23 protein-coding genes are annotated in these 25,450 nt (G+C 55.5%); 10 read left to right on the top strand and 13 right to left on the bottom strand.

Features of this window, described 5'->3' with window-relative positions:
• Positions 1 to 24: 24 nt before the first annotated feature.
• The 3 genes from ACXADJ_RS01665 to ACXADJ_RS01655 all read left to right on the top strand — a co-directional run bounded on the left by ACXADJ_RS01665 (position 25) and on the right by ACXADJ_RS01655 (position 3,881).
• Positions 25 to 1,182, top strand: coding sequence for a murein hydrolase activator EnvC family protein (locus tag ACXADJ_RS01665; RefSeq protein ID WP_475062365.1), 1,158 nt, complete (start codon positions 25 to 27; stop codon positions 1,180 to 1,182).
• Between the two features lie 94 nt (positions 1,183 to 1,276).
• Positions 1,277 to 2,704 (top strand): S41 family peptidase, encoded by a 1,428-nt coding sequence (locus ACXADJ_RS01660; RefSeq protein ID WP_475062362.1) that lies wholly within the window; start codon positions 1,277 to 1,279, stop codon positions 2,702 to 2,704.
• A 37-nt stretch (positions 2,705 to 2,741) separates the two neighbouring features.
• Positions 2,742 to 3,881, top strand: a complete 1,140-nt coding sequence (locus tag ACXADJ_RS01655) for a divergent polysaccharide deacetylase family protein (protein WP_475062360.1) — start codon at positions 2,742 to 2,744, stop codon at positions 3,879 to 3,881.
• Positions 3,882 to 3,996: 115 nt separating this feature from the next.
• Here ACXADJ_RS01655 and ACXADJ_RS01650 read toward each other — a convergent pair whose 3' ends face one another.
• The 5 genes from ACXADJ_RS01650 to ACXADJ_RS01630 form a co-directional block, all read right to left on the bottom strand.
• Positions 3,997 to 5,175, bottom strand: coding sequence for a porin (locus ACXADJ_RS01650; protein WP_475062358.1), 1,179 nt, complete (start codon positions 5,173 to 5,175; stop codon positions 3,997 to 3,999).
• A 99-nt stretch (positions 5,176 to 5,274) separates the two neighbouring features.
• A complete protein-coding gene (locus ACXADJ_RS01645; protein ID WP_475062356.1) occupies positions 5,275 to 6,384 on the bottom strand; it encodes an imelysin family protein in 1,110 nt (369 codons plus the stop codon).
• A gap of 5 nt (positions 6,385 to 6,389) precedes the next feature.
• Positions 6,390 to 7,592: a DUF1513 domain-containing protein gene (locus ACXADJ_RS01640; RefSeq protein ID WP_475062354.1), complete on the bottom strand. Its 1,203-nt coding sequence runs from the start codon at positions 7,590 to 7,592 to the stop codon at positions 6,390 to 6,392.
• A gap of 35 nt (positions 7,593 to 7,627) precedes the next feature.
• The gene (locus ACXADJ_RS01635; protein ID WP_475062352.1) at positions 7,628 to 9,181 is read right to left on the bottom strand and encodes a di-heme oxidoreductase family protein; all 1,554 of its coding nucleotides are present in this window, start codon (positions 9,179 to 9,181) and stop codon (positions 7,628 to 7,630) included.
• 72 nt (positions 9,182 to 9,253) lie between these two features.
• Positions 9,254 to 10,762 (bottom strand): imelysin family protein, encoded by a 1,509-nt coding sequence (locus tag ACXADJ_RS01630; protein ID WP_475062349.1) that lies wholly within the window; start codon positions 10,760 to 10,762, stop codon positions 9,254 to 9,256.
• A 264-nt stretch (positions 10,763 to 11,026) separates the two neighbouring features.
• On the opposite strand from ACXADJ_RS01630, the gene ACXADJ_RS01625 reads away from it, so the two are divergent.
• Genes ACXADJ_RS01625 through ACXADJ_RS01610 form a run of 4 tightly spaced genes read left to right on the top strand, consistent with a single transcriptional unit; the run spans position 11,027 to position 14,418 of the window.
• Positions 11,027 to 12,295: a cytochrome-c peroxidase gene (locus ACXADJ_RS01625; RefSeq protein ID WP_475062347.1), complete on the top strand. Its 1,269-nt coding sequence runs from the start codon at positions 11,027 to 11,029 to the stop codon at positions 12,293 to 12,295.
• Positions 12,282 to 12,836, top strand: a complete 555-nt coding sequence (locus tag ACXADJ_RS01620) for an FMN-binding protein (protein WP_475062345.1) — start codon at positions 12,282 to 12,284, stop codon at positions 12,834 to 12,836. Before ACXADJ_RS01625 ends, ACXADJ_RS01620 begins: the two co-directional genes overlap by 14 nt.
• Before the next feature lie 28 nt (positions 12,837 to 12,864).
• Positions 12,865 to 13,617, top strand: coding sequence for a PepSY domain-containing protein (locus tag ACXADJ_RS01615; RefSeq protein ID WP_475062343.1), 753 nt, complete (start codon positions 12,865 to 12,867; stop codon positions 13,615 to 13,617).
• Positions 13,618 to 13,662: 45 nt separating this feature from the next.
• Positions 13,663 to 14,418 carry a sulfite exporter TauE/SafE family protein gene (locus ACXADJ_RS01610; RefSeq protein WP_475062341.1) on the top strand — a complete coding sequence of 252 codons (756 nt, stop codon included), beginning with the start codon at positions 13,663 to 13,665 and terminating at the stop codon, positions 14,416 to 14,418.
• Positions 14,419 to 14,529: 111 nt separating this feature from the next.
• Here the strand turns inward: ACXADJ_RS01610 and ACXADJ_RS01605 are convergent, their stop codons facing one another.
• Together ACXADJ_RS01605 and ACXADJ_RS01600 are read right to left on the bottom strand one after the other, a co-directional pair.
• Positions 14,530 to 15,630, bottom strand: a complete 1,101-nt coding sequence (locus tag ACXADJ_RS01605) for a 3-deoxy-7-phosphoheptulonate synthase (RefSeq protein WP_475062339.1) — start codon at positions 15,628 to 15,630, stop codon at positions 14,530 to 14,532.
• A 297-nt stretch (positions 15,631 to 15,927) separates the two neighbouring features.
• On the bottom strand, positions 15,928 to 16,092 hold the full coding sequence (locus ACXADJ_RS01600; RefSeq protein WP_475062337.1) for a hypothetical protein: 165 nt from the start codon (positions 16,090 to 16,092) through the stop codon (positions 15,928 to 15,930).
• Between the two features lie 273 nt (positions 16,093 to 16,365).
• Here ACXADJ_RS01600 and ACXADJ_RS01595 point away from each other — a divergent pair, with 273 nt between their 5' ends.
• Together ACXADJ_RS01595 and ACXADJ_RS01590 are read left to right on the top strand one after the other, a co-directional pair.
• Positions 16,366 to 18,279 (top strand): MFS transporter, encoded by a 1,914-nt coding sequence (locus ACXADJ_RS01595; protein WP_475062335.1) that lies wholly within the window; start codon positions 16,366 to 16,368, stop codon positions 18,277 to 18,279.
• Between the two features lie 63 nt (positions 18,280 to 18,342).
• Positions 18,343 to 18,609, top strand: a complete 267-nt coding sequence (locus ACXADJ_RS01590; protein ID WP_028293328.1) for a hypothetical protein — start codon at positions 18,343 to 18,345, stop codon at positions 18,607 to 18,609.
• 171 nt (positions 18,610 to 18,780) lie between these two features.
• Here the strand turns inward: ACXADJ_RS01590 and ACXADJ_RS01585 are convergent, their stop codons facing one another.
• The 6 genes from ACXADJ_RS01585 to ACXADJ_RS01560 form a co-directional block, all read right to left on the bottom strand.
• The gene (locus tag ACXADJ_RS01585; RefSeq protein ID WP_475062332.1) at positions 18,781 to 19,632 is read right to left on the bottom strand and encodes a class III extradiol dioxygenase family protein; all 852 of its coding nucleotides are present in this window, start codon (positions 19,630 to 19,632) and stop codon (positions 18,781 to 18,783) included.
• Positions 19,625 to 19,993, bottom strand: a complete 369-nt coding sequence (locus ACXADJ_RS01580) for a protocatechuate 3,4-dioxygenase (RefSeq protein WP_475062330.1) — start codon at positions 19,991 to 19,993, stop codon at positions 19,625 to 19,627. The genes ACXADJ_RS01585 and ACXADJ_RS01580 overlap by 8 nt, the downstream gene beginning before the upstream one ends.
• 175 nt (positions 19,994 to 20,168) lie before the next feature.
• The gene (locus ACXADJ_RS01575; protein WP_475062327.1) at positions 20,169 to 21,044 is read right to left on the bottom strand and encodes an amidohydrolase family protein; all 876 of its coding nucleotides are present in this window, start codon (positions 21,042 to 21,044) and stop codon (positions 20,169 to 20,171) included.
• Between the two features lie 123 nt (positions 21,045 to 21,167).
• Complete coding sequence (locus ACXADJ_RS01570) at positions 21,168 to 22,244, bottom strand: 4-oxalomesaconate tautomerase (protein ID WP_475062325.1); 1,077 nt, start codon at positions 22,242 to 22,244, stop codon at positions 21,168 to 21,170.
• A complete protein-coding gene (locus ACXADJ_RS01565) occupies positions 22,237 to 22,914 on the bottom strand; it encodes a 4-carboxy-4-hydroxy-2-oxoadipate aldolase/oxaloacetate decarboxylase (RefSeq protein ID WP_475062323.1) in 678 nt (225 codons plus the stop codon). Before ACXADJ_RS01565 ends, ACXADJ_RS01570 begins: the two co-directional genes overlap by 8 nt.
• 33 nt (positions 22,915 to 22,947) lie before the next feature.
• Complete coding sequence (locus ACXADJ_RS01560; protein ID WP_028293322.1) at positions 22,948 to 23,958, bottom strand: amidohydrolase family protein; 1,011 nt, start codon at positions 23,956 to 23,958, stop codon at positions 22,948 to 22,950.
• 249 nt (positions 23,959 to 24,207) lie between these two features.
• Between ACXADJ_RS01560 and ACXADJ_RS01555 the strand changes: the two genes are divergently transcribed.
• A complete protein-coding gene (locus tag ACXADJ_RS01555) occupies positions 24,208 to 25,434 on the top strand; it encodes a LysR family transcriptional regulator (RefSeq protein ID WP_475062320.1) in 1,227 nt (408 codons plus the stop codon).
• Positions 25,435 to 25,450 lie beyond the last annotated feature (16 nt).

Raw genomic sequence — 25,450 nt, 5'->3', positions numbered from 1 at the left:
GCTTGCAAGGAATTTGGCTGGACCATGAAACGCACTACCGTGGTCAGTATCGTACTGGCTGGTTTGATGGCTGCAACGCTGGCATTGGCCCCTCATCGCGCCTTCGCCAACGACAGTGACGAAGCCAAACTGAAAGCCCTGAAGGCAGAAATCAGCAAGCTGCAACAATGGCTCGACGAAGCCAACACCGAACAATCCCGCCTTTCCAAATCGCTGCAAAAAACCGACAAAGACATTGGTACCACCGCCCGCGAAGTCGAAAAGATTCGCCAACAATTGCAGCAGGAGCAAAACCGCCTAAAAAAGCTCCAACAGGATCAGGCGCAGCTGGATGAGCTGCGCAGCAGCCATACCCGTCGTTTACGTGAACAATTGCAAGCAGCCCAGAAACTGGGTTCCGACGGCCCCATCAAGGCGCTGCTGAACCAGACCGATCCGCAAGAAGCCCAGCGTATGATGAAATACTTCGGCTATTTCAATCAGGCGCGGGTGGAACAGATCCACACCACCATCGCCGAACTGCAACGGCTGTCGCGTATAGAAGAAGAAATTCTCGCCCAGCAGCGGCAACTGCAACAAACCCAGAGCGCGCTCGACCAGCGCAGCGCCACCCTGGCAGATCAGAAACGTCAGCAACAGCAACTGCTGGCCAAACTGCAAACCCAGGTGAGCTCAGAGAAGCAGCGCTTGCAGCAGAAACAGGCCGACCGCAAACGGCTGGAAGCGCTGCTGGATGAAGTGCAAACCCTGGTGGAAAAAAGCCCGCGCAAGAACGACGCCCGCCCTTTCAAGAGCCTCAAGCGCAAGCTGCCACAACCGTTGGCTGGCCGCGTCGTCGCCGCATTTGGCAACCCCAACAGCAGCGGTGCGGGCAATTGGGAAGGCTGGCTGATCGCCGCTCCCGAAGGCCAGCCAATCCGCGCGGTGCATCATGGCCGAGTGGTCTACTCCAACTGGCTGCGTGGTTTTGGCCTGCTGATGATCATTGACCATGGCGATGGCTACATGACCCTCTATGCCCACAACCAGACCCTGATGTACGACGTCGGTGACTGGGTCAATTCCGGCGATATCATTGGCGCTGTGGGCCGCAGTGGCGGTCTGACAGAACCGCGGCTGTACTTTGAAATTCGCTACCAGGGCCGCCCGCAAGATCCCGCTGCCTGGCTGGCACGGAAATAGTCATCTGCTCAGCGACAGACCGATGAATTGCAAAATTTAACTGCCCCTGTTTTTTGTGCCATGCTAATTGGGTACACCATCAATCGGATCTTTTATGACGCTCTCCAGGTCTGCGCTTTTTTCCTTGTTACTGACCGCTGTTGCCCTGGGGGGAACCACCCTGCCACTGCGCAGTCAGGCAGACAGCAACGACGCAGCGGCAAGTGCTGCCGTGCAAACCGACCCAACACAACCGGTAGAAGCTTCAGCCCCGCAGCGCGGCCAACTGCCACTGGAAGAACTGCGTAATTTCGCCGAAGTGTTTGAGCGCATTCGCGGTGCCTACGTTGAAGAAGTCGACGACGAAACCCTGTTTGGCTATGCCATCAACGGCATGTTGACGTCGTTGGACCCACACTCCATGTACCTGCAACCGGATGATTTCAGCCACCTGCGCGAGTCCACCTCGGGCAAGTTCGGTGGTCTGGGCCTTGAAGTGGGCCAGGAAGAAGGCCTGATTCGGGTCATCAGCCCAATCGACGACACTCCAGCAGAACGTGCCGGTATTCAGGCCGGTGACCTTATTGTGACGCTGGATGGCGAGGCCGTAATGGGCATGTCGCTGAGCGATGCCATTGAGAAAATGCGCGGCGAACCCGGCAGTGAAATCACGCTGGAGATTCGTCGCAACAAAGACCCGGAGTTGCTCAGCTACACGCTGACACGTGACGAAATCAAAAGCCGCAGCGTGCGCGCCAAACTGCTCAGCGATGCCATTGGCTACGTTCGCATAACCCAGTTTCAGGACCAAACCGGCAGCGAGCTGAACAAGGCCCTGCAGGACTGGCAAGGCGACGCGCTCAATGGTGTGATTCTCGACCTGCGCAACAATCCCGGTGGCGTACTGAACGCTGCCGTGGATGTCTCCAATGCCTTTTTGGACGACGGCCTGATTGTGTATACCGAGGGCCGTGATCCGTCTTCCGAGCTGAAATTCAGCGCCAATAGCCAAACCCGAATGCCGGATATGCCATTGATCGTGCTGATCAACGGCGGCTCGGCGTCAGCGTCAGAAATTGTTGCCGGAGCCTTGCAGGATCACCACCGCGCGGTTGTGGTCGGTACTCAGTCGTTTGGCAAAGGCTCGGTGCAAACCGTTCTGCCACTGGCCAACGACAAGGCCATTAAACTGACCACCGCCCGCTACTTCACCCCGAACGGCCGCTCGATTCAGGCCAAAGGCATCACCCCGGACATTCGGGTCGAGCAGAGCGACGTCACCCCTATTGCCAGCCGCCGCACCTTCAAGGAAGCCGACTTGCGCGGCCACCTCAGCAACCCATCGAAACAGGCCAACCCATCAGCGGATACAAAAACGCCGACGGAGTCCTCGACGGCTGCAACTGAAAATGGCGATACTGGTCTTACCACCAACGACTTGTTGGAACGGGACTTCCAGCTGTACGAAGCTCACACACTGCTACGCGGCATGAGCATTCTGGGGGCCCGTAAGCACAACACGGCCCAGACCAACGAGTCCTGATGAACTTGCTGCCAAAGCAGCCAACAACGAAGTGTGCATGACCATAAAACACTGGCTGCCTGCCACGGCAGCACTCACCCTGGCACTGCTATTCAACGGTAACACTGCCAGCGCTGGTGAACTGATTATTGTGATTGACGATGTCGGCAACAATCGCGCCCTGGGCGAGCAAGCCATCAGTTTGCCCGCCCCTGTTAATCTGGCTTTCCTGCCCGAAACCCCCTACGCAAAACGACTGGCCAAACAAGCCTGGCAACAAGGTCATAACGTGATGTTGCATGCGCCGATGGCCAATACTGCGGGCGTGCCGCTGGGTGCCGGTGGCCTGTACCCGGACATGACCGAACAGCAGTTCAAGCAAACGTTGAATCACAGTCTGGATGTCATCCCGCACGTCAGCGGCTTCAATAACCACATGGGCAGTCTGCTAACCCAGGACTGCGAGAAAATGCGCTGGGCCATGGAAGTCGCGCAACAGCGCCAGCTGTTCTTTGTCGACAGCCGTACCATTGCCAACAGCTGCGCCGCCCGACAAGCCAAAGCGGCGGGCATTGCGGTGCTGTCGCGGGATGTATTTCTGGACAACGACCGCAGCTATCAGGCGTTGGAAACCCAGTTCAATAAAGCCGTTGCCATTGCTGAAAAACGCGGCCGCGCGATTCTGATTGGTCATCCCTACAAAGAAAGCATGGCGTACCTGCACGCCAAGCTGTCCGGCGAAACCAGCATTACCCAAACCGAAGCCGCTCCGGTAGAGCACAACCATGAGCTGTCAGCGCCAGCTGCTCTGACCAAGCCCGAGGCTGCTACCGGGAACAATCTTCAGCCAACTATTCAGAAAACCAGTCACCCGCAACCCCGTCAGCAGACGGTGACTTTGTCTCCACTGCCAGCAGACTTAACGCTCAAAAAACTGGATACCCTGCTGCCGTTTGATGCCCAGCGGGTCCAGCTGGCTCAGCAAACCCGAGCCAAAGCCATTGAACTGGAGCAAGCCAAACAACGCCGCAAGGCTCAGGCCAAAACCCGACAAGCCATTGCCAAGCTGAAGGCACAGGGAGGCGGCTTACTTCTGGCACAACATCAATCTGAAGACAACAAGCGATCTGCCAATACGTCGATGCTGACGGTGGAATTGCCGAACGGCGAACAGAAAAACCTGACGCTGATTCCCTGAGCTGGAAGGTCTGGGTCTGGGTCTGGGTCTGGGTCTGGGCAGCGTTAAAAAGAAAAGAAGAAAAGAAGAAAAGAAAGCGTCAGCCAGCAACTGGCTGACGCAAGCAATCACCCCATCAGAACTGGTAGCCCATGCCCAGATAGAAGCCATCGGTGTTACCCGCGTCTTCGTTCTGCAACTGGTAGCTGGCTTTGAACACCACATCGGATATCGGGTAATAATTCACACCCATATCCGTCTGGCTGGCATCCACGCCCTGCTCCACCGACCAATAGGTCTGACGACCGAACACACCCAGAGATTCCAGCGGCTTCCAGGACACTTCGGCCTGCATACCGTCCTGCACGTCCTTACCCGCTTCCTTGGCGGCGTCGCCAGCCAGATCCCAGCGCACGTACATGAACTTGCCGGTTACGCTGTTGAACTGATACACCGCGTGGCCACCCAGCATGGTAGCAGAGTCGGCGTAGGACTCTTCAGCACTCTGATCCAGGTCTGGCTGGTACTGCGCATAAGCCGCCAGTTCCAGACCGGCGATGCCGGTGTATTTGATACGCGCCGTGGTGGCCAGATCAAACATGTTGGCGTAGTGGGTTTTCTGCTTGCCGGACTTGATGTCGAATGGGTCGGCTTCAGAATCCGTGGTTGGGTCATCGGTCTGCAAGCCTTCCGACAGGAATACGTCGTAGCTCAAACCATTGCTGAACTGCTGTGAGTACATCACACCACCGGCAAACCAGGTGGTTGGAATCAGCGTGGTTTCCAGTACCGGGCGCTCAACACCATAGTAGGTTACCGGCTCATGGGTTTCGCTGATGATGCCCACTGGCATCAACTGAATACCGGTTTTCAGCTGCTTGTCGTCAGCCAGTTTGAATTCCAGATACGCCTGCTCCAGCTCGACTGCGCCCGTACCGTCAGAGGCCGGAACCACAGTGTGCTCTACTTCAAACTCGGAGTGGAAGCTGACCCAGTTGTTGAACTCATAGCCTACAAACAGCACCCAGCGACGGAAGTCCATTTCACGAACGTCTTCACCGTCGACATCCAGGTTGCTGTAGTTCAGCTCGCCGTAGCCGCCAAAATGCACGCGACTGGCGATGGAATCCTGCTGCTGGCGCTCAATCGCGTCTGCCAGAAAATCCACGCGTTCATCCAGCGTTTCTTCCAGTTGCTGAATACGCGCTTCCAGTTGGCGAATGGTTTCCGCCTGATCTTCCTGAGTGGCTGCACTGGCAGGCAGTGCAAAAACAGTGGCGACCGCAATCGCCAGAGGTGCCAAAGTAAATTTCATGGTTCGTTCCTGAATAAAGAAATCGTATTCCAGCCCACTCAAACCAGAGCAGGCGCTGTCGAACAGGTTCACTGTGTTCGCTGAACACTGCGCTGGCGATCAGTCGCCATCGCTGAAATTAATGCCCAGACTGACGTCCAGCCCGTCGGGGATTTCACGTTTGAAGTTGCCATCGAGTTCGGCCGCCAGACTGTTGAAGTCGGTGGTGTTTTCACTGGCAATCGCAACCCGTGCGGCATCGATATTGGCCTGCACCGTGTCCACGTCGGTGCTGTTGCCACCTGCGGTCATCAGTCCAAACAGCGTGATGGTGGAGCTTTCTGTGCCCGCCAGCGTTGCTTCAATGCTGTCTATCGAGGCGCTCATTTGCGCCCAGCTGGTGCCCGCAATCTGAGCCACGTTACCTACCGTGTTGCGCTGTTGCAGGTAGTCCAGATAGCTCTGCACCGCACTGATCATTTCGGTCAGTGGCTCCGCGCCATCAATGGTTTCACCGGCCAGAAACAAATCCCGGTACGGCGTGCCGGACGACTGTGAATCCACCGTCCAGCCATTCACCACGTAGTCAGCGCGGTTCTGCAAACTGCCCGCCAGCCCCGTCAGAATGCCGCAACGGCGATCCGACGCCCGATATTCTGCCAATACCGTCGCTGCATCAGTACGATTGTCGTCGGTCACACCGTCTGCTAATGCTTCGTAGCTGGCTACTTCCAGCGCCAGCAAGCCCACATATTGAAAGGTGCGCGCGTCGAAGTAGCTGCTGCTCAGCTCGGTATCACCATTGATCAGACCAGCCTGATTGGTGCGTACCGTGGCGGTGTAATCCGTACCACGAACCCGATAGGAATCGATGTACTGGTATTGCGGGAAAACCGTATCGTCAAACAGCGGGCCAAAGTTGAACGGCACCAGTCCGTACCAGGCCAGCGCCATGGCGTTCCAGCTGCTTTGCAGATTGCTTAACCCGCTTGCATCCGGGCTGGCGCAGAAGCTGCTGGCAGCACTGTTGAAGGCGCTAACCTGCGACTGAAAAGCCTGGGCCGATGGGATGACGGTGTTGTCGATGATCTGCTCCAGCGCCAGGTCCACAGACCCGGCACTGAGTGCGGCTTCGTCGTTGGCGCGTTCACCGCCGCAGCCACTCAACAGCAATCCTGCTGCGGTGGCCGCCAGCACGGCGCGAGCGCCACCTGATGTGATTGATTTCATCCGTTTTAAACTGCCTGATCCGGGAGGGTGATGGTAAACATATGATTGTCCCAGTGCTTGCCTGCAAAGCTGAGACGGTGCGAGCGATCTTCCTTCATGCTGAGGGCATCCAACAGGCGGATATCCCCTTTTGAATTGCTCATCACAAAATACTGTTGGTCGCGGGTGACGGTCAGGCCGCAGACATCATGAAACGGGTGATAGCCCACCAGCTCTCCCCGATCCATGTGCCAGAACGCGGCAATGTCGCCACGAGGGCTGGTAAAACCGGCGACCCGCTCTTTTTCATTGATGGCAACACTGCCCATGTAATCGTTGAAGGCAACGGTCAGGGATTCGGGGCATTGCAGCAACTGCATTTCAGCACCGGGCTTATGAATGGCACCCAATGGCACCAGTCGGTTATCCGTCATTGCCGGGCGTTGCAGTTGGGTCGCCACAGCCACTGTACCGTCATTAGCAACGGCCAAATGGCGAATACTGGCTTTGCTTTCCGGCAAGCGATGCTGACTGATCAGCTCACCGTTATACAGCGACAGGTACACCAGCGACGGGTCCATGGTGTCGAGATTCAGCACCTTACGACCGCTATTGGGGTGGGTCAGCAAACCACCGTTGGCCACCACCAGGGTTTTCTGGTCTGGCATCAGGTGGACGTCGTGGGGGCCAATGCCGTGAGTCAGGAACTCGCCTTCGACTTGCCAGCTGCGCGTGTTGCGAATCACCAGTTTGCCGACGCCGGTCTGATAATTGGATTCGGTGGTAAACAGCAGCTCACCGGTTTGATCAAAGCAGCCATGGCCGTGCATATGATGATGTTCAGCACAGTCAATGCGCTGCTCAACTTCGCCAGTCAGCATGTTCACCACCAGGGCGTGAGTCCCCGGGCGACGAGCAAACATCACCAGCAACTCCGGCCGTCCGGTGTGCTGGGCCAACGCATGACCACGAAATCCGCTGGCAGCGGATTGCACCAATGGCTGATATTCGCCATCGGTGATCCAACTGGCAAAGTAGCCGGTGTCGGCGTTGCCCTGGGCACTGATCCAGGTTTCGGTGCCAGCAATGGCAGCGTCCTGATTCTTACCCGCAGCCCACACCGAAGACGGTAGCAGCGCACTGCCACCCGCCATCGCCGTTCCGGCGATCGCGGTTGCTTTCAACAATTGACGACGACTGACAGCCGCGCTGTTGTTCTGCTTGTTCACACCCAAGTCCTTCTGCTTGCCAGCTCCCCGCTGTTTCAGAGCGAGCCGACAAATTTCAGTAATTGCTGACGCTGCTGCTGTGACAGGTTCACGAACCTGCCCTGTGCTGCAGCGGCCTCTCCACCGTGCCAGAGGATGGCTTCTTCCAGCGTTCGGGCACGGCCATCGTGCAAGTACGCTGCCGCGCCATTCACCTGTTGCAGCAAGCCTGCACCCCACAGCGGCGGTGTACGCCACTCGGAGCCGCTGGCGGCAAAGTCCGGACGGCCATCGGCCAACGCAGGCCCCATATCGTGCAGCAACAAGTCGGTGTATGGCCAGATAGTTTGGCCACCGAGATGAGATTGTTGCTCGTCAATACCAGCCACCCGATCCTGGGTGACAAACGACGGCTGATGGCACTGATGACAGCCAGCCTGATAGAACAGGGTACGGCCTGCCTTTACATCGCTATTGTCCATATCACGACGGATCGGAACGCCCAGATTACGATTGAAATTCGTGACCAGGCGCAAAAGGTTATCAGGTAATTCAAAACCCTGACGATTATTTCCATTTCTTTGCGCGTTGCACAGCGCCTGCTGCGGGCTGCACGGCTGGTTCGGGAACATCGGATTACTGATGCCAATGTCATTGGCAAACGCCGAGCCGACGATCATATCCAGGTTCGGGCGATTGGCCTTGTGACCAAAGCGGCCCGGCTGGAACGACTGGGTGCGAGAGTCCCATACCTGATTTTGGCGACCTGAAATGCCATCGTCATTCAGATCATCCGGGTCAGCCAGCGCCGCCAGTGTTTGTTGGGGAATGCGCTCCAACAGTCCCATGCCATGAATCGCAGGTGCGTTTCGCAAGCTGAAACGAGTGTTCGGATCGAAGTCACCGTAGGCTGCGTGCTTGAGATTCAACAGCGGTTTACGCAACTCAACAACATGACCATCCGGATAGGTGTAGGAAGAGGTTTCCCAATCCAGATAGGCATAGGCTTCAGGCGGCACATCGCCAGTTTTGGCTATTTCCAACGGCGTGGCTTTATGCAGTTGGTGCAATAATGCAATGGATTGGGTTTGCAGTTGATCGCCGTACACCGGATCAGGAATCACCCCATCCACCGATTGCGCAGCAGTCTGCATGGCGGACTCATCGTCCAGTACCACACTCATTCGAACCAGAGGTCCAAACAGGGGGGCATCCGGGCGTGTCGGCAACAAACTCTTGCCACCTTTGATATGGCACGCCAAACAGCCGCGAGCGTTGTAAATTGGCCCCAGGCCATCACGGGCGTCGGTAATGGTGGGCGCTTTTACCCATGGTTGCCGAGCCAATGCACGACCGGAATAGAAATGCGGTTTTTCGCGCTCTGGCAGATTGGGCACCACCTTTTCCATGCTGGCAAAAGGCGAAATCGACACCGTCGCGCTACCACCGGGATAGCGCTCAGTATCACTGACTAGCGGCACAACAAACGGCCCTGCCGACAACTTGAGACCGGCACAGTACACACCGGCCAGTAACGCCAACAACAGCATCGTCAGAACGGCAAAAAGCCGGGACATGCCCGGCTTTTGCGAAGTCAGGGACTGACTCATCGTGTCGCCCCCGGCTTCTTATGTTGCAGCGCCAAAAGGCCTGAAATCAGGCCTGATGCGTGTTTCATACCATTAACACTCGCTCAGAGGATCAGTGGTATCACACTCGGATGCATCAACGTCAACCACGGTGTCAGCATCGATTTCCAGTGCTTCGGCAACGTCAGCAATCACGCCAGACTGGGCGTTCAGAGCCACAATAGTGTCGTAGGCAGGTTCGCTGCTGGTCGCTTCCTGAATCTGCACATCGAATGGAGTACCAGCACGTGCCAGCGTATCGATTTCAGTGTAGGCAGTAGCAGTCGCAGTCAGAGCGGTTTCCATCTGGGTTGCCAGCGCAGACAGCTCAACTTCAGCCAGGTAGTCATCGATACCGTAGCCGGATACAGCATTCGCTACTCCATCCCCATCAGTGCTATCTACCACACCGTCCAGGTTGGCGTCATAACCTGCGTACTCACCGTAGTAGCTGTTGGAAACACCTTCGGCGTTCAGCCAGATGTCACGGTGGGTGTTGTCAGAGAAACAGGAGTGCTCGTCTTCCTGAGAATTGGCAGAGAATGCAATCTGCATACGCTCACCGGCCAGCTCACCTTCAGACAGTGTACCCATACCGGTCAGGATTTCAGCCAGCTTCTGCTTGGCTTCGTCTTCAGTAGTAATGGTGGTAAATGCAGTGCGGTAGTCAGCGCCTTCAGCCCAGCCATCGCGTACGTCGGTCAGGTCGTCGATCAGCTTCTGAACAGCCACTTCCAGGTACTTATGACGACGCTGGCTCAGGCTGGTGCTGTCGTATGGGGACTCGGAGCTGTAGCCCTCAGCCAAGTCAGACAGTGGACGGTCACCGCCTTCGGCGTAGTTCATAGCACCTTCGGTCTTAACGGCGTATTCACGATCGGTACCGTCAGTTACTTCAGCAGAATCGTTCAGATCCTGACCCCACAGCAAAAATTCGATCGCATGGTAACCGGCAATGACGTCGTGCTCGTCTTCAGCAGTGGCGGTGTTGGACAGCAGGTCTGCATCAATGGTGATTGAGGTATCGCCAATGATGTTGTTGGAAGGGTTAGCTTCTGCAAAGGCGGCGGTAATGGCACTGCCACCATCAACACCGACAACACCAGCCTCGTTGGCGGTTACACCCACCTGATCGGTACCAAAATCGCTATCGTTTACAGACACGTAGTCGATCAGGGCTTCACCCAGAGGCCATGCATTGATGTCGCCTTCCGGGCCGTCTTCAGAGCTGTAGTCGGTGGAATCAATCGGGCTGTTACGGAAACGGTAAACCTCGGTTTGACCATACGGTTCACGAGCCACCAGCCAGGCTTCTTTGGCAGCAACGAAGTTGGCTTCGGTTGGATCTTCACGGAAAGTTTGCAGAGCAGTTTGCAGTGCAACGGCAGTCGTTACGGCATCAGAGTAGGCAGCGAAAGCGATATCGGCGTTGGTTTCCAGAACCTGGGAAACCTTGTCCACCTGAATAACCGCAACATCATCAGAACTGGAAGAAGAACTACCGCCACAGGCAGTCAACAGGGAAGCAGTGGCAACAGCGGCTGCCAAGTGGGCCAATTTCATGTGCAAAACTCTCCATTCATGGGGTCTATGGTCACAACATCCGGTGACCTGATCTGAATTTTTATACATTCCCGTGAGATTAACTGTTCACGAGCTGGCCAGATCATAGGCTTAATGCGAATGGTTTACAAACATACTCGTATCTTTAATTACAGTAGATAATGACTATGATCATGGTAGAATTTTTAAACTCTTATACAATGCTATACACGACAGCCAGCCCGCTATGGGTGGAGCGACCTGAATCAAATAGCGGAAAGCAACGTGAAAAAATTAGCGGTAATCAGTCTGGCCATGATGCTGGCAGCTTGTGGGGGCTCAGGGTCTTCAGGCAGCGATGAGCCAGCCTTTGGCAGCAAGGAAGCTCTTGGGGAAAATCTGTTCAGCGACGTGAACCTGTCGATGAACCGCACACAATCCTGCGCCACTTGCCATGATCCCGACAAAGCCTTCACCGACAGCGCTACCAATACCGATGGCTCTACCGTCGCCGTATCGACGGGCGATGATGGGGTATCACTGGGCGACCGCAACGCACCTTCTGCACTCTACGCCATGTTTGCACCGTCCTTTCAAAGTGGTAGCCGAACCCGATTCAATAGCCAACAAGACGACTACTCTGGTTGGATGGGTGGCCAATTCCACGATGGCCGTGCTACTGACCTGGCGGCCCAGGCCGGTGGACCGCCGCTGAACCCTATTGAAATGGGCATGGCCGATAAAGCCAGCGTGGTCGACCGTTTGTTGGAAAATCAGGACTACGTAGAATCCTTCGAAAGCCTGTATGGCAGCGATGTGTTTAACGACACCGACACCGCCTACAGCGCCATGACAAACGCCATTGCCGCGTTTGAAAATACCGCTGAGTTCGCCCCGTTCGACTCCAAATACGACCGCTCCCTGTTGGATAGCGACGACCCAAACTATTACAACTACGGCGTTATCTCCAAAGTTGCTTCTGGCAAAGCGCTGTTCTTTTCACAGCAGTTCACCAACTGTGCCACCTGCCACCAGCTAAACCGTCAGGGCAGCAGCACCGAAACCTTCACCGGCTACGAATTCCACAATATCGGCGTACCGGTCAATACCGCCGTTCGCACTGCCAATGGCCTTGGCGATGAATTTATCGACACCGGCTTGCAAGGCAACAACGACACCGTCGGGGACGACGCAGCACAAACGGGCAAATTCAAAACCCCGACACTGCGCAATGTCGCCGTCACAGAACCCTACATGCACAATGGTGTGTTTAATGAACTGGCAACGGTGCTGAAATTCTACGACCATTTCAAAACCGGCTCCGCCTTTACCATCAACCCGGAAACCGGCGTTGAATGGGCAGAACCGGAAGTGGCCGAGAACTTTGCCGAAGCAGAAATGCTGGATGGACGACTGTTCCGCACCACAGACAGCGATGGCAGTGGCGAATCCGACGAGATCGAAGCCATGGTTTGCTTCCTGATGACGCTGACCGACGCCCGCTACGAGCATTTGATTTCCGATGAGGAGTGGGAAACCTGTGAAGCTGAGTAAGTACCTGCTAACGGCCACTTTATCGCTTTTAATGGTTATGGGTGCCACCTCGGCAAAGGCCGAGGAATACCTGAGCCAGGTGGACTTTCTGAAACAGGCGTTCGGAGAGCAACAGCCGAAAGTCAAAACCCTGTGGCTGAAGAAAGACATCAAGCCACAAGTAGCTGATATTCTCGGCCATCCATATGCAGGGCTGCGAGTACGCTACTGGTACCAGGGCAACCGATCGGCATGGATTCTGGAAGAAATTGGCAAAGAACGCCCCATTACCATTGGTGTGATTCTGGATGCCGACCAAATCCGCAGCGTGAACATTCTGGCTTTCCGGGAGTCCCGTGGCTGGGAAGTGAAATACCCCTTCTTCACCGATCAGTTCAAAGGCCTGACGCTGACCGACGACCAGCGACTGTCCGACCATATTGATGGCGTCACCGGCGCAACCCTGTCCGTTCGAGCGGTAACCAAAGTCGCCCGACTGGCGTTGTTTTTTGCCCATAAAGAAGGACTTGCTGACGCCTCCCCTGTCGCCGACAATGGCTGACCACGCCAGAGCAATAGAGATTTAACCCGTGAGTTTGGTAGCCCGACTGATTCAATGGCATCGCCGCGGCGGCCTGATTGTAATCCCGATTGTTCTTATGCTGTCGGTCACCGGCATCCTCATCAATCACAGCCAAACCCTCGGCTTTGCCAAGCAACCCGTTTATGCCAGCTGGATTGGTTGGCTCTACGGCGTTGAACCCAAACTGATCACCCAAGGCTTCAACGCCAATGGCCATTGGGTTAGCCAACGCGACCAACAACTGCTGCTGAACCAGCAGCCACTGCAAGACTGCAAAACCCCTGCTCTGGGTGCCGTTTACTGGCAGGAAACCATCGCCGTTCTATGCGATAACCGCATCAGCCTGTTTCTTGAGGATGGCCAGCTGGTAGAGCAACTGCCCTCCCTGCCCATACAAGCCACCAGCATCGGCCTACTGGAAAATGACAACGGCCCGCAACTGGCGTTGGCCGCGCCACTGATGGTGCTGGATGACCTCAGCTGGAGTTGGCAAGCAATAGAAACCGACAGCCCGGTTCAGTGGGCCAGCACGGAGGTTCTGCCTGTTGAACTGGCTGCCGAACTGAATCGTGATTTGCCGTTACCAGGAATCAATACCGAACGCCTGTTACTGGATTTGCACAGTGGCCGACTGTTTGGTGATATAGGCGTGTACGTGGTCGATGCCGCCAGTCTGGTGTTTATCTTCCTGTGCCTGAGTGGCTTCTACACCTGGCTGAAGCGCACGCTCAAATCCCGTTCAAAACAAAAGCGTAAGTAACAGCGGCTGTCTGTTGGGTGCGCTCAACCGACAAATGGATTCCACATGGAATGGCTTACGCCCGCCAACCTTGACCTGTTGACCTCTGTATTTCTGATTCTGGCCGCCGGCTTTACCTCGTTTATGACTGCGGCTCTGGGGATTGGTGGCGGACTCCTGCTACTGGCACTGATGGCATCCACCATTCCCGTTGCCGCACTGATTCCAGTACACGGGCTGGTACAACTAGGCTCCAACGGCAACCGCGCCCTGATGACCCGCCAGCACATCGACTGGAGCATGATCAAACTGTTCACCATCGGTGCTTTAATTGGTGCCGCCATAGGCTCGGTGGTGGTGGTTCAGCTACCGCTATATTTGATTCAATTTGCCGTCGCGGTATTTATTCTGTTTCTGGTGTGGGGCAACAAACCCGGCAAACAGGAACTCAGCAAACCCGGCCGCGTATTCGCAGGCGCTTTTACCACCTTCCTTACCCTGTTTGTCGGCGCTACCGGCCCGCTCGTTGCCGGATTTGTGCACCGCAACAACTACAGCAAACTGCAACTGACCAGCACCTTCGCCAGCTGTATGACGCTTCAGCACATACTGAAAGCCGTGGTGTTTACCTTCGTCGGGTTCGCATTTTTTGAATGGCTGCCACTGGTCATCCTGATGGTGGCCAGCGGCGCCTTGGGAACATGGATCGGCCTGAAACTACTGAACAAAATACCCGCCGACCGCTTTAAGCAGATATTCAAAATCATCATCACCCTGTTGGCGCTGCGACTGATCTGGCAAGGGGTTCAGACGCTGGCGTAACTTTGACAGCAAACTGCTCGCGACCTCAATCGCGAGCAAGCTCGCTCCCACCTTCATGCTGAATATTCACCAAATACCTGCGCCATCCGACGCAAGCTCTCCGCTTTGCCATCACACCAACTTGGCGTGCATGGCTTTCAACAGGTTTTCAGTCTGATCCCAGCCAATGCATGGGTCGGTAATGGATTGACCGTAGACCAGCTTGCCGCCCATTTTCTGGTTGCCTTCATTAATGAAGCTTTCCAGCATCACACCCATGATGTTGCGATTACCGGTAACGCGTTGCTCAACCACGTTGAGAGCGATCGGCACCTGACGGCGATGCTGTTTGCAGGCGTTGGCGTGGCTGCAATCCACCATCACACCGACATGACAGTCGGCGTCGTGCAGTTGGCTTTGAGCATCGGCAATGCTGTGTTCATCGTAGTTAGTCAGGTTGTTACCGCCGCGCAGCACAATGTGGGTATCCGGATTACCCGGCGTGGTCAGCATGGCCATCTGGCCATTGCCGTCCATACCCAGGGTATGGTGGCTGTGACGCGCCGCAACCATGGCGTTTACGGCGGTGGTCATGGAGCCGTCAGTGCCATTTTTGATGCCGGTTGGCATGCCCAGATGGCTGACCATTTCACGGTGAATCTGGCTTTCGGCGGTGCGGGCGCCAATAGCCGTCCAGCTGATCAGGTCGTCCAGGTACATCATAACCGCCGGGTTCAGTGCTTCGGTCGCCAACGGCAAGCCCATGCGAATCAGCTCCAGCATCACTTTGCGGCTGCGCTCAATGCCCTGGGCCATGTCGCCTTTGCCATTACGATCCGGGTCGTAGGCCAGACCTTTCCAGCCAATATTGGTACGAGGCTTTTCAACGTAGGCTCGCATCACAATCAGCAAACGGTCACCCAGTTGTTCGTTCAAGGCCACCAGCCGCTGGCCGTAGTCGAGGGCGGCCTCTTCATCGTGAATGGAGCATGGACCGGTAATCACCAACAAACGGCTGTCTTCACCGTTGAGAATATTGCGAATCTGCTGGCGGTGGCTTTCAACCTGAACCCGGTGCTTTTCAGGCAACGCCAGGCGCTGCTTGATGGCCGCTGGCGATTCAATCGGCTGAATCGCCGGGTCGTTGCTGTTGGCTACACGGCTGGTGATGGTCGTTGGCATCGGAATGTTCTGGCTGTTGTTGATCTGGCTGTTTTGGGCGTTCGGGTTCATGACTGAGTACCTTTTAAATTTTTCTGCAACTGAAGTGTTTGTGTCGTTCGTTTTGTTTTTCTGTGCCTGGGTTATCGGTGCCGTCAGGCCCAATAACAGGCCCGAACGTCACCGCAGCTAAATCGCCATCGCCAGTAATGCTGCTGTTTCTGTTGCAAGGTGCTCATCACAACCTCTCCGTTTCCAATGCTGTTGGGCTTTATTGCGCCCATAAAAAAACCCCGGTTGGCAGACTGCCAACCGGGGTTTTCCGTGGCAGTCTGGCTTGAAGCCAAACTGCCGGGTGTTAGATTCACACTACAGGCAGCTTGGCTCCTGGCTAAAATAGCCATAACCAAAATACCAATAGGCCACAGACGCGGACTCAACCTGCACAACCGCTTTCACACCCGCCAGACGAACGTCTGCCGCTGCGGAGTTCGCAGTTGCCAGAGTCTGGTTGTTGGTGGTCAGTGCAGTCATGTGATTGTCCATGTATGCGTTTAAGTGATGTTTTCATCCTAAACAGGAATAAAAGGATTGCAAGCATCTATTTGCAAATTGAAGGCTGTAGTGCCTATTCACCGTATGAATAATCATCCGCCCTCCGTTTCACATCCGGGCTCACTTTCTGCCCACTCGTTCAACGACATCCGCTGCCACTTCCGGCACTATTGGCTGTCATAACCCTCGTTTTTAACGTCGACTCAGCAGGCCGCTTCGGTATCGCGGCAACTGCGCCAGCAAGGACCCCCAATGCCCACGAACCCACAGCCCAGCAAGCCTCACAGCCAGTTTTCCTTGCTTACCAAGCGCCGTTTTTTACCCTATTTTCTGACCCAGGCTTTGGGAGCATTCAACGACAACCTGTACAAAAACGCCTTGCTGTTGATGATTGCATTCGGCGGAATCGCCAGCGCCGAAGACAGCGCGCTGCTGACCAATCTGGCCGCTGGCATTTTTATTCTGCCGTTCTTTTTGTTCTCGCCGATTTCCGGGCAACTGGCGGACAAGCTTGAAAAATCGCAGCTGATGCGATGGGCCAAACTGCTGGAACTGGCAATTATGTGCCTGGCGGCTCTGGCCATGCTGCTACCACTGTTCGAGAGCAATAGCGGCTGGATTCTGATGGCGCTGCTGTTTCTGATGGGGTTGCAGTCGGCCCTTTTCGGCCCGGTAAAGTTTGCCCTGCTGCCCCAGCATCTGCGTAAGGACGAACTGGTGGGCGGCAACGCGCTGGTCGAAATGGGCACCTTCATCGCCATTTTGGGCGGCACCATTTGCGCAGGCGTACTGTTTGGTTTGCAAGATGCACCGACGTGGATTGCCGCCGGCATCGTGGGTTTTGCCCTGTTAGGCGTATTCAGCAGCCGCTTTATTCCCAGTGCTGCCGCCAATGACCCGGAACTGAGCATCAACTGGAACCCTTTCACCGCAGTGGTCAGCACCATCGCCAAGGCACGGGAAGACCGTGGGGTATTTCTGTCGATTGTGGCCATCAGCTGGTTCTGGTTTATGGGCGCCAGTTACCTGACCCAATTCCCGAATTTTGCCCGCGATGTGTTGGGTGGCTCCAGCGAGTTGGTGACGGTTTTGCTGACACTGTTTTCCCTTGGCGTCGCGGCGGGTTCCTTGCTGTGTGAAAAACTGTCGAACCACAAGGTTGAGCTGGGCATTGTGCCCATCGGCTCCATTGGCATGAGCGTATTTGGCATCGACCTCTGGTTTGCCATTTCCGGCCTGAATGTTCCAGACGGCATCAGCGCTTGGGCCTTTATCAGCAACAGTGACCACTGGCGTTTGATGGCTGATATTGCTCTCGTAAGTGCCTTTGGCGGCTTGTTTGTGGTGCCGCTGCAAGCCTTGATTCAACAACGCAGCGACGAGAAAAAACGCGCCCAGATCATCGCCGCCAACAACGTGATGAACGCGCTGTTTATGGTCGGCAGCGCGGCGCTGGGCATTGTGCTGCTGGCCGTGATGAAACTGTCGATTGGCGACTACTTTCTGGTGCTGGCCATTATGAATCTGGTGGTCGCGGCTTATGTATACAGCCGGGTGCCAGAGTTTGTGTTGCGATTTGGCATCTGGATGCTCAGCCATACTCTGTATCGGCTACGAGATAACGGCTTGCAACACATCCCGGAAGAAGGCCCGGCAGTATTGGTGTGTAACCACGTCAGCTACGTCGACGCCCTGCTGATTGCAGGCACCTGCCAACGCCCGATTCGGTTTGTGATGGCCAAAGCCATCGCTGAAATGCCGCTACTGAAATACTTCTTCAGACTGGCCAAAACCATTCCTATCTGCTCGCCAAGAGCCGACCGCGCCATGTACGACAACGCCTTCAAACGCATCAAGGCCGAGCTGGAAGCGGGCAATCTGGTGTGTATTTTCCCGGAAGGCAAACTGACCACCAACGGCGAAGTCGACACCTTCAAAAAAGGCATAGAGCGCATTATTGAAGAGACCCCGGTACCGGTTGTGCCCATGGCGCTGGATGGTTTGTGGGGCAGCTTTTTCTCCCACAAGGATGGCCATGCGCTCACCACCCGTCCGAAACGGTTCTGGTCTAAAGTATCGCTCAGCGTCGGCGAACCGGTGGCTCCGGAGCATGCCAGCGCCGATGTATTGAAAGGCAAGGTACTGGCATTGCTCGGAAAAGACTAAGCGCTTGTTATCCACGCCATCTGGCCGTACTGTCTCGCCCATTCTCTTTTTGGAATCAGAACCATGAACCTGACTGAGCTGGGCGAGATCACCGCCTCCGAATACAACAAGGAACACACCTGCGCGGCTAACAGCTACCCGCAGTGTGATCGACTGGTGCACTGCACCTCCCAGTACGAACAGCCAATGGATAGCTGGCAGCTGCACAACCTGCATTTTGCAGACGCCGAAGAAGTGGCACTGGGCGATGCCGAAGAAGTCGGCGAGCTGACCTACCACAGCATGATTGTGGTGAATTTTTGCCCGTTTTGTGGTGAGAAATTGCAGTAAGGTTTGAGTAACGCGCAAGGTTATTGGTGGGCAGGGCCCACACTACGAGCCTGCAATTGGCTTGTTGCCTGCCCAAAACAACAAAACCCCGCCCGGTTGCCCGAACGGGGTTTTATTTTGCTTCAGAAACTCCTCAGCCTGACGGCCGCAGGAGTTTTCAACGAACAGCTATTAGCCCTGTTCGTTTTCCGGAATCAGCAACTGCACGCCAACGGCGGTGTTGGAGATTGGCGATACGTAGTTACGCAGGCGCTCTTCCACCGGACCTTCGATACAGCCACGCATGGCCAGCCACATGGCGATTTCGACCATCTGGGCGCCACCTTTTTCAATCAGGTCGACGTTGCTGTATTGGGTGATGGCTTCCGGGTCGGTAACCATTTTGTCCATACACCAGTTGTCGAAGTCGGCGTTCAGAATACCCGCACGCTGACCATCCAGCTGATGTGACAGGCCGCCTGTACCCAGAACCACAACCTTCTGGTCCTTGTCCCAGCTGCGAATGGCTTCACCAATGGCTTTACCAAACGCATAGCTGCGGCTTGGTTTTGGCATTGGGTGACGTTCGCAGTTGATGGAAACCGGGATCACCTTGATGCCCTGGTAGGTGAAGTTCGGCCACAGCAGTGTCAGCGGCACAGTAGCACCATGGTCGACTTTGATGTCCTGACACACGGTCGGGTCGAAGTCGTTTTCGATCAGGTGATTCACAATGTGCCAGCTCAGCTCGGTTTCACCAGTGACTGGTGGAATCGGCTTGATGCCCCAGCCTTCGTCGGCGTTCTGGTATTCAGGTGCAGCACCAATCGCAAACGTCGGCTTTTTATCTAGCCACATTTCCAGGCCGTGATCGTTGTAGAACAGCACGGCGATATCCGGCTTTTCTTCGTTCAACCAGTCACGAATAGGCGGGTAGATGGCGAACAGATCCTTGAAGTAATCAGTCTCTTCAAGGCCCTTGTCCATGGCAACGCCGATGGCTGGAATATGGGAAGTGGTAATACCACCGATAAGCTTAGCCATTGGTTGTTTTCCCCCTGCCCTGACTTTCCAGGTATGCGATGAATTCTTCAGTGCTGCGGCCAGATTGCATGCCGCCAATCACCTGCATGTTCCAACCGAAAATACCGGCAAATTTGGCCATGTAGTAGATGCTGCCACCCAGCTCCAGCATGCGGTTGATGTCGTGATCACGCACCGCTTGCTTCTGCTCTTCAGTCAGCTTGTACTTTTCCATATAGGCTTCGGCGTCGTCACGAAATGCCTGACGGTTTTCTTCGCTGTTGAAGGAGTAACACATCTTGTTGAACCAGAAGCCCTTGGTCGCGGCTTCACCGTCGAAGTGATAAGTCCCTTCGACCGCTCTCATTTTGTAATCGGTCATTCGTTTACCCTCGGGTTCAGGTCGGACGTCTGAAGTCAGATGTCGGACGCTAATGTGATTTGCCAGGCGGTAATGGATTACACCTGCGGCAACCAGCCCCGCGAAATTTCTTATCGCATCAGGGCTAGGCCTTCATCGCGTCAGACTTCCAGCTTCAGACGTCAGACGAGCGTTCTCAGCGCGCCCAGTACAAACGCATTGGATTATCCACCAACAACTTCTGCTGCAGCTCTTCGGTTACGGCAATCTGTGGAATCACATCGACCAGTTTACCGTCATCCGGAGTGTGAGACTTCATGTTCGGGTGCGGCCAGTCGGTGCCCCACAGACAACGGTCCGGGAATTTCTCGACCAGGGTCTTCATGAATGGCACCACGTCGCTGTAGTCTGGCGGAGTCAGGGTCAGACGCTCTGGACAAGTGGTTTTCACCCAGATTTTTTCGTTGTCTTCCATCAGTTTGATGAAACGCTGGAAGTCTTCGTGATCAACACCGTTGGCAACGTCAGGACGGCCCATGTGGTCAACCACAATGGTGGTGTCCAGTTCGTTCAGGAACGGGATCAGCTCGGCCAGATCCGGAGCTTCAAAGTAGACAACAATGTGCCAGCCCAGCGGCTTGATCTTTTCGGCAATCGACAGGAACACTTCTTTTGGCGTGGAGTCGACCAGTCGCTTAACGAAGTTGAAACGAACGCCACGTACACCGGCCTTGTCCATCGCTTCCAGTTCTTCAACCGTGATCGCTGGATCAACCACAGCGATACCGCGAGCCAGTTCACCGGCGGTTTCCAGTGCGTCGATCAGAGCTGCGTTGTCGGTACCGTGGCAGGACGCCTGTACGATCACGTTGCGGGAGAAACCCAAATGGTCACGCAGCTCGAACAGCTGCTGCTTGGAGGCATCACAAGGGGTGTATTTACGCTTCGGGTGGTACGGGAATTGATCCGCTGGACCAAATACGTGGCAGTGGGCATCAACCGCACCAGCAGGAGCCTTGAAATCTGGCTTGCTTGGGTTGGCATGAAACGGCAGGTAATCTGGGTCCATCATTCTCTTATACCAATGTTGTTATTTGTGTGGGCAGAATCGTTATCGATTCCACAATGAACAAAGGCGCGGCGACGTTTCTTTCGAACCATCGGCTGCGCCTTGTCAGACTGCGTTGGCTGAAAATCAGCCGAACACCAGTCCATCAAACAGTTTGCGTGCAGTACGCAGCAGCGCAGCTGAACCAACCTGACCATGCTCATCCATGTTGAGGATGACGGTCATTTCACCGATTGGATGTTCCACCGACAGCGTTTTCTGAGCACCTTCCGGAACCACCGCGACTTCCGCCGCTGGCGAACCTTGCAGCGCTGCCGCAGTGGCCACGCTAACCGCGCCCAATACGCCAATCGAGGCGTGGCAACGATGCGGAATAAAGGTGCGGGTAGAAATAGAACCGCCGTTAGTGGCAGCGCTGACCATGCTCATTTTCGGCACAGACTTCTCTTTCACATCACCCAGGTTCATCAACGGACCAGCCTGCAAGCGAATGGATTCCAGCTTGGCGCGCAGGGCCTCGTTGGCTTCCAGTTCTTCGCGGCTTTCGGTGCCGGTAATGCCCATGTCAGCAGCACACATCACGACCACCGGCATGCCGTTGTCGATCAGGGTGACGTCAACGCCGTCAATCACATCCACTGCATTGCCGGTTGGCAGCAGTGAGCCGCAGCTTGAACCTGCGGTATCGAGGAAGGTGATTGGCACCGCAGAAGCGGTTCCCGGTACGCCATCAATTTTGGCGTCACCGCTGTAGGTCACTTTGCCTTCAGGGGTTGGCACATTGGCAATCGCCACCTGACCGGTATTTTTCATAAAAATACGCACGTCAGTGGTGTCACCAGTGGTATCTACCAGACCACGCTCAATCGCAAATGGGCCGACACCCGCAAGGATGTTGCCGCAGTTCTGGGCATCGGTAACGATGGCCTGATCGACGAACACCTGCAGGAACAGGTACTCAACATCGGCATCGTCACGATCAGATTTGGAGACCACCGCCACCTTGGACGTCAACGGATCGGCAGCGCCAAGACCGTCGATCTGACGCGGGTCAGGAGAACCCATGACCCGCAACAGAAACGCATCACGTTCGGCCGTGTCGGCCGGCAGATCCTGCGCCAGGAAGTAGCCCCCTTTTGAGGTGCCACCTCGCATCCACATGCAGCGGACGCCTTCACTCGAGTTGAAGGCTGCCTCAGACATACTTCAGGCCTTTCTCTTCCAGACGGCCACGCATGTTGTAAATGTCGAGACCCAGCTCGCCATTGGCCATGCGAACACGCTTTTCTTCTTCCAGCGCCATACGAGCTTCCGCCTTGGCCAGAACCTCAGCAGCTTTCTCGCGGCGAACAACCACAACACCGTCGTCGTCAGCCACGATTACGTCACCCGGGTTAACCAGCTCATCGGCACATACCAGTGGTACGTTCACGGAGCCAACGGTTTCCTTGATGGTGCCTTCCGCGAATACCGCCTTGGACCAAACATGGAAGCCCATCTGACGCAGGTCGCGAGTATCACGCACACCGCCGTCGATGATCAGGCCAATCACGCCACGAGCCTGGGCAGAAGTGGCCAGCAGGTCGCCGAAGAAACCGTGGTTGGAAGGAGATGTTGGTGCAAACACCATGATGTCGCCTTTCTGACACTGTTCGATGGCCACGTGCATCATCCAGTTATCACCGGCAGCGCCGGAAATAGTCACCGCAGAACCGGCCACGGAAACGTCCTGCTGGATTGGACGCATGTAGTGCGCCAGCAAACCAACGCGGCCCTGGGCTTCGTGAACGGTGGCAACACCGCACTTGGCCAGACCGTCGATAACAGCCTGATCAGCGCGTTCGATGTTTTGTACTACAACTGTTTCTTTCATGTTTCTAACTCCTGTTAGCTTCTGATCAGTAAATCAAGCAGTCTTCAGACGGCTGAATACACGACGGATGTTGTGTTCGAAGATGTCCTGCTTGGCAGCATCGTCGATCTTGGTGGTCGCATCGATGTACTTCTTGGTGTCGTCGAAGTAGTGACCGGTTTCAGGGTCGATACCACGAACCGCACCAATCATTTCGGAAGCGAACAGGATGTTCTTGGTCGGGATTACATCCAGCAGACAGTCGATGCCTTTCTGGTGGTAAACACAGGTGTCGAAGAAAACGTTGTTCAGTACGCGCTCTTCCAGTTCAAAGCCCTTGTCCAACGCCATACCGCGGAAACGACCCCAGTGGTAAGGCACTGCACCGCCACCGTGAGGGATGATCACTTTCAGCTCCGGGAAATCCTTGAACACGTCAGACATCATCAGCTGCTGGAAACCGGTGGTGTCAGCACCCAGGTAGTGGGAACCCGTGGTGTCGAAGCAGTCGTTACAGGCTGCGGATACGTGGATCATGGCTGGAATATCGTACTCGACCATTTTTTCGTAGATCGGGTAGAAATCACGAGCGCCCAGACGGCTGCCGTTCCAGAAACCACCGGATGGATCCGGGTTCAGGTTGATGCCGATGAAGCCCATTTCTTCAACCGTACGCTTGATTTCGTCAACGCACTTGGCCGGGTCAACACCTGGAGACTGTGGCAGCTGGGCAACCGGTACAAAGTTTTCAGGGAACAGGTCACACACGCGACGGATCAGGTCGTTCTGGTTCTGGGTCCAGAATTTGGAGGTGTGCTCATTACCCACGTGGTGGGCCATCCAGCTGGCGCGAGGAGAGAAGATGGTCAGGTCCGTGCCACGTTCCTGCTGCAGTTTCAGCTGGTTGTTAACGATGGACTCACGGATTTCGTCGTCAGTAACACCGAAATCGCCTTTTTCGCCAACAAAGTCAGGGTTTTTGGCAACTTCTGCTTTCTGGGCATCGCGCCATGCGCCAACGCCAGGAGGAGTCGTGGTGTAGTGTCCATGACAATCGATGATCATTATTCTTCTCGCTTTTTTTGAGAGCTTGCCAAACGGGTCAGCAAGCCAGAATTCATTCGAAGCTGTAACCGACGCGCCGCCACTGCGACTGCCGTACTGAGTTATCTGCAACGGCGGATCAAAACGATCAGAAACGCAGCAGACGATATCAGCATGGTAGGAATTGGTACTTGTGACTGGCTATTTCAATTTCACTGATACATTATTGAATTTTGATATAGAGCTGTTCACAAGGGAGTTCCGCTGACCATGGAGTTCACCGTTCCCAACCTGCGCCACCTCAGGGTTTTCCTTGAAGTGACGGAACAAAAAAGTATAAGCAAGGCAGCCCCCCGCGTGTTTCTTTCCCAGCCGGCCATCACTCAGGCGCTGGCCCGGCTTGAAGAAATGTTGCAAACCGAACTGTTTGAACGCCGCGCCGAAGGTATGTACCCCACCGAGTCTGGCGAGGTCTGGTACAACCGGGTAGAGCGCTGCGTTAACTACCTGATGCAAGGCATTCGGGACGCCTTACGCTCCGGTGCCGCCAACAGCCGCAACCAATCCGCACAGCAAATGGTGTCGTTACTGACCACCACCCAGCTGCGAGCATTGGTAGCCGTGACCGAAGCCCAGAACTTCAGCATTGCCAGCCGTGCCGTCGGCGTCTCACAGTCGTCGCTGCACCGCGCCGCCCGTGAACTGGAGCACCTGCTACAAGTACCGCTGTTTGAAAAAACCAGCACAGGCATTAGCGCCACCAAAGCCGCACAGGCATTGGCCCGCGCCACCAAGCTGGCCTTTTCGGAGCTGTATCAGGGCTACTCGGAAGTCAGCGCCCTGCAATTCCGCGAAGTGGGTAAAATCATTGTTGGCAGCATGCCACTGGCACGTACGTCCATCCTGCCCGAGGCAATTATTCGCTTCAGCGAAAGCCACCCGGATATAGATATTCAGGTGGTCGATGCGCCCTACAACGACCTGCTGCATCACCTGCGCCACGGCGAACTCGACTTCCTGATTGGCGCCTTGCGCTTCCCGCCTCCGGTTGACGACGTGATTCAGGAAGAGCTGCTGTCGCCGCCGCTGGCCGTCATCTGCCGCCCCGGCCACCCGTTAATGGCGGTTAAAAACCCCGGCGTCGCCGACCTGGCCAAATACGCCTGGGTAGTTCCGCGTCAGGGCACCCCAACGCGCAAAGCCTTCGAGGCACTGTTTGAAGACCAGCCCGACTTGCGCCCGCAACGACTGGTAGAAACCAGCTCGCAAATTCTGATTCGCGAACTGCTGCGTGGCAGCGACCGCCTGACGCTGATCTCCACCCACCAGATCGAACTGGAACTCAGCATTGGCATGCTGTCGGTGTTGCCGGTATCGCTGGAACACACGCGCCGCGCCATTGGCCTGACCCTGCGCCATAACTGGCAGGCCACGCCCAGCCAGATGAAATTCCTCGATATTCTGCGCAGCCAGGCAGAAGTTCTGCGCGACATGTAAGCCTCCGAGCGATTTA

This window comes from Oceanobacter sp. ABM4_470 (assembly GCF_056158645.1).
This window is presented reverse-complemented; position numbering and strand designations above follow the sequence as displayed.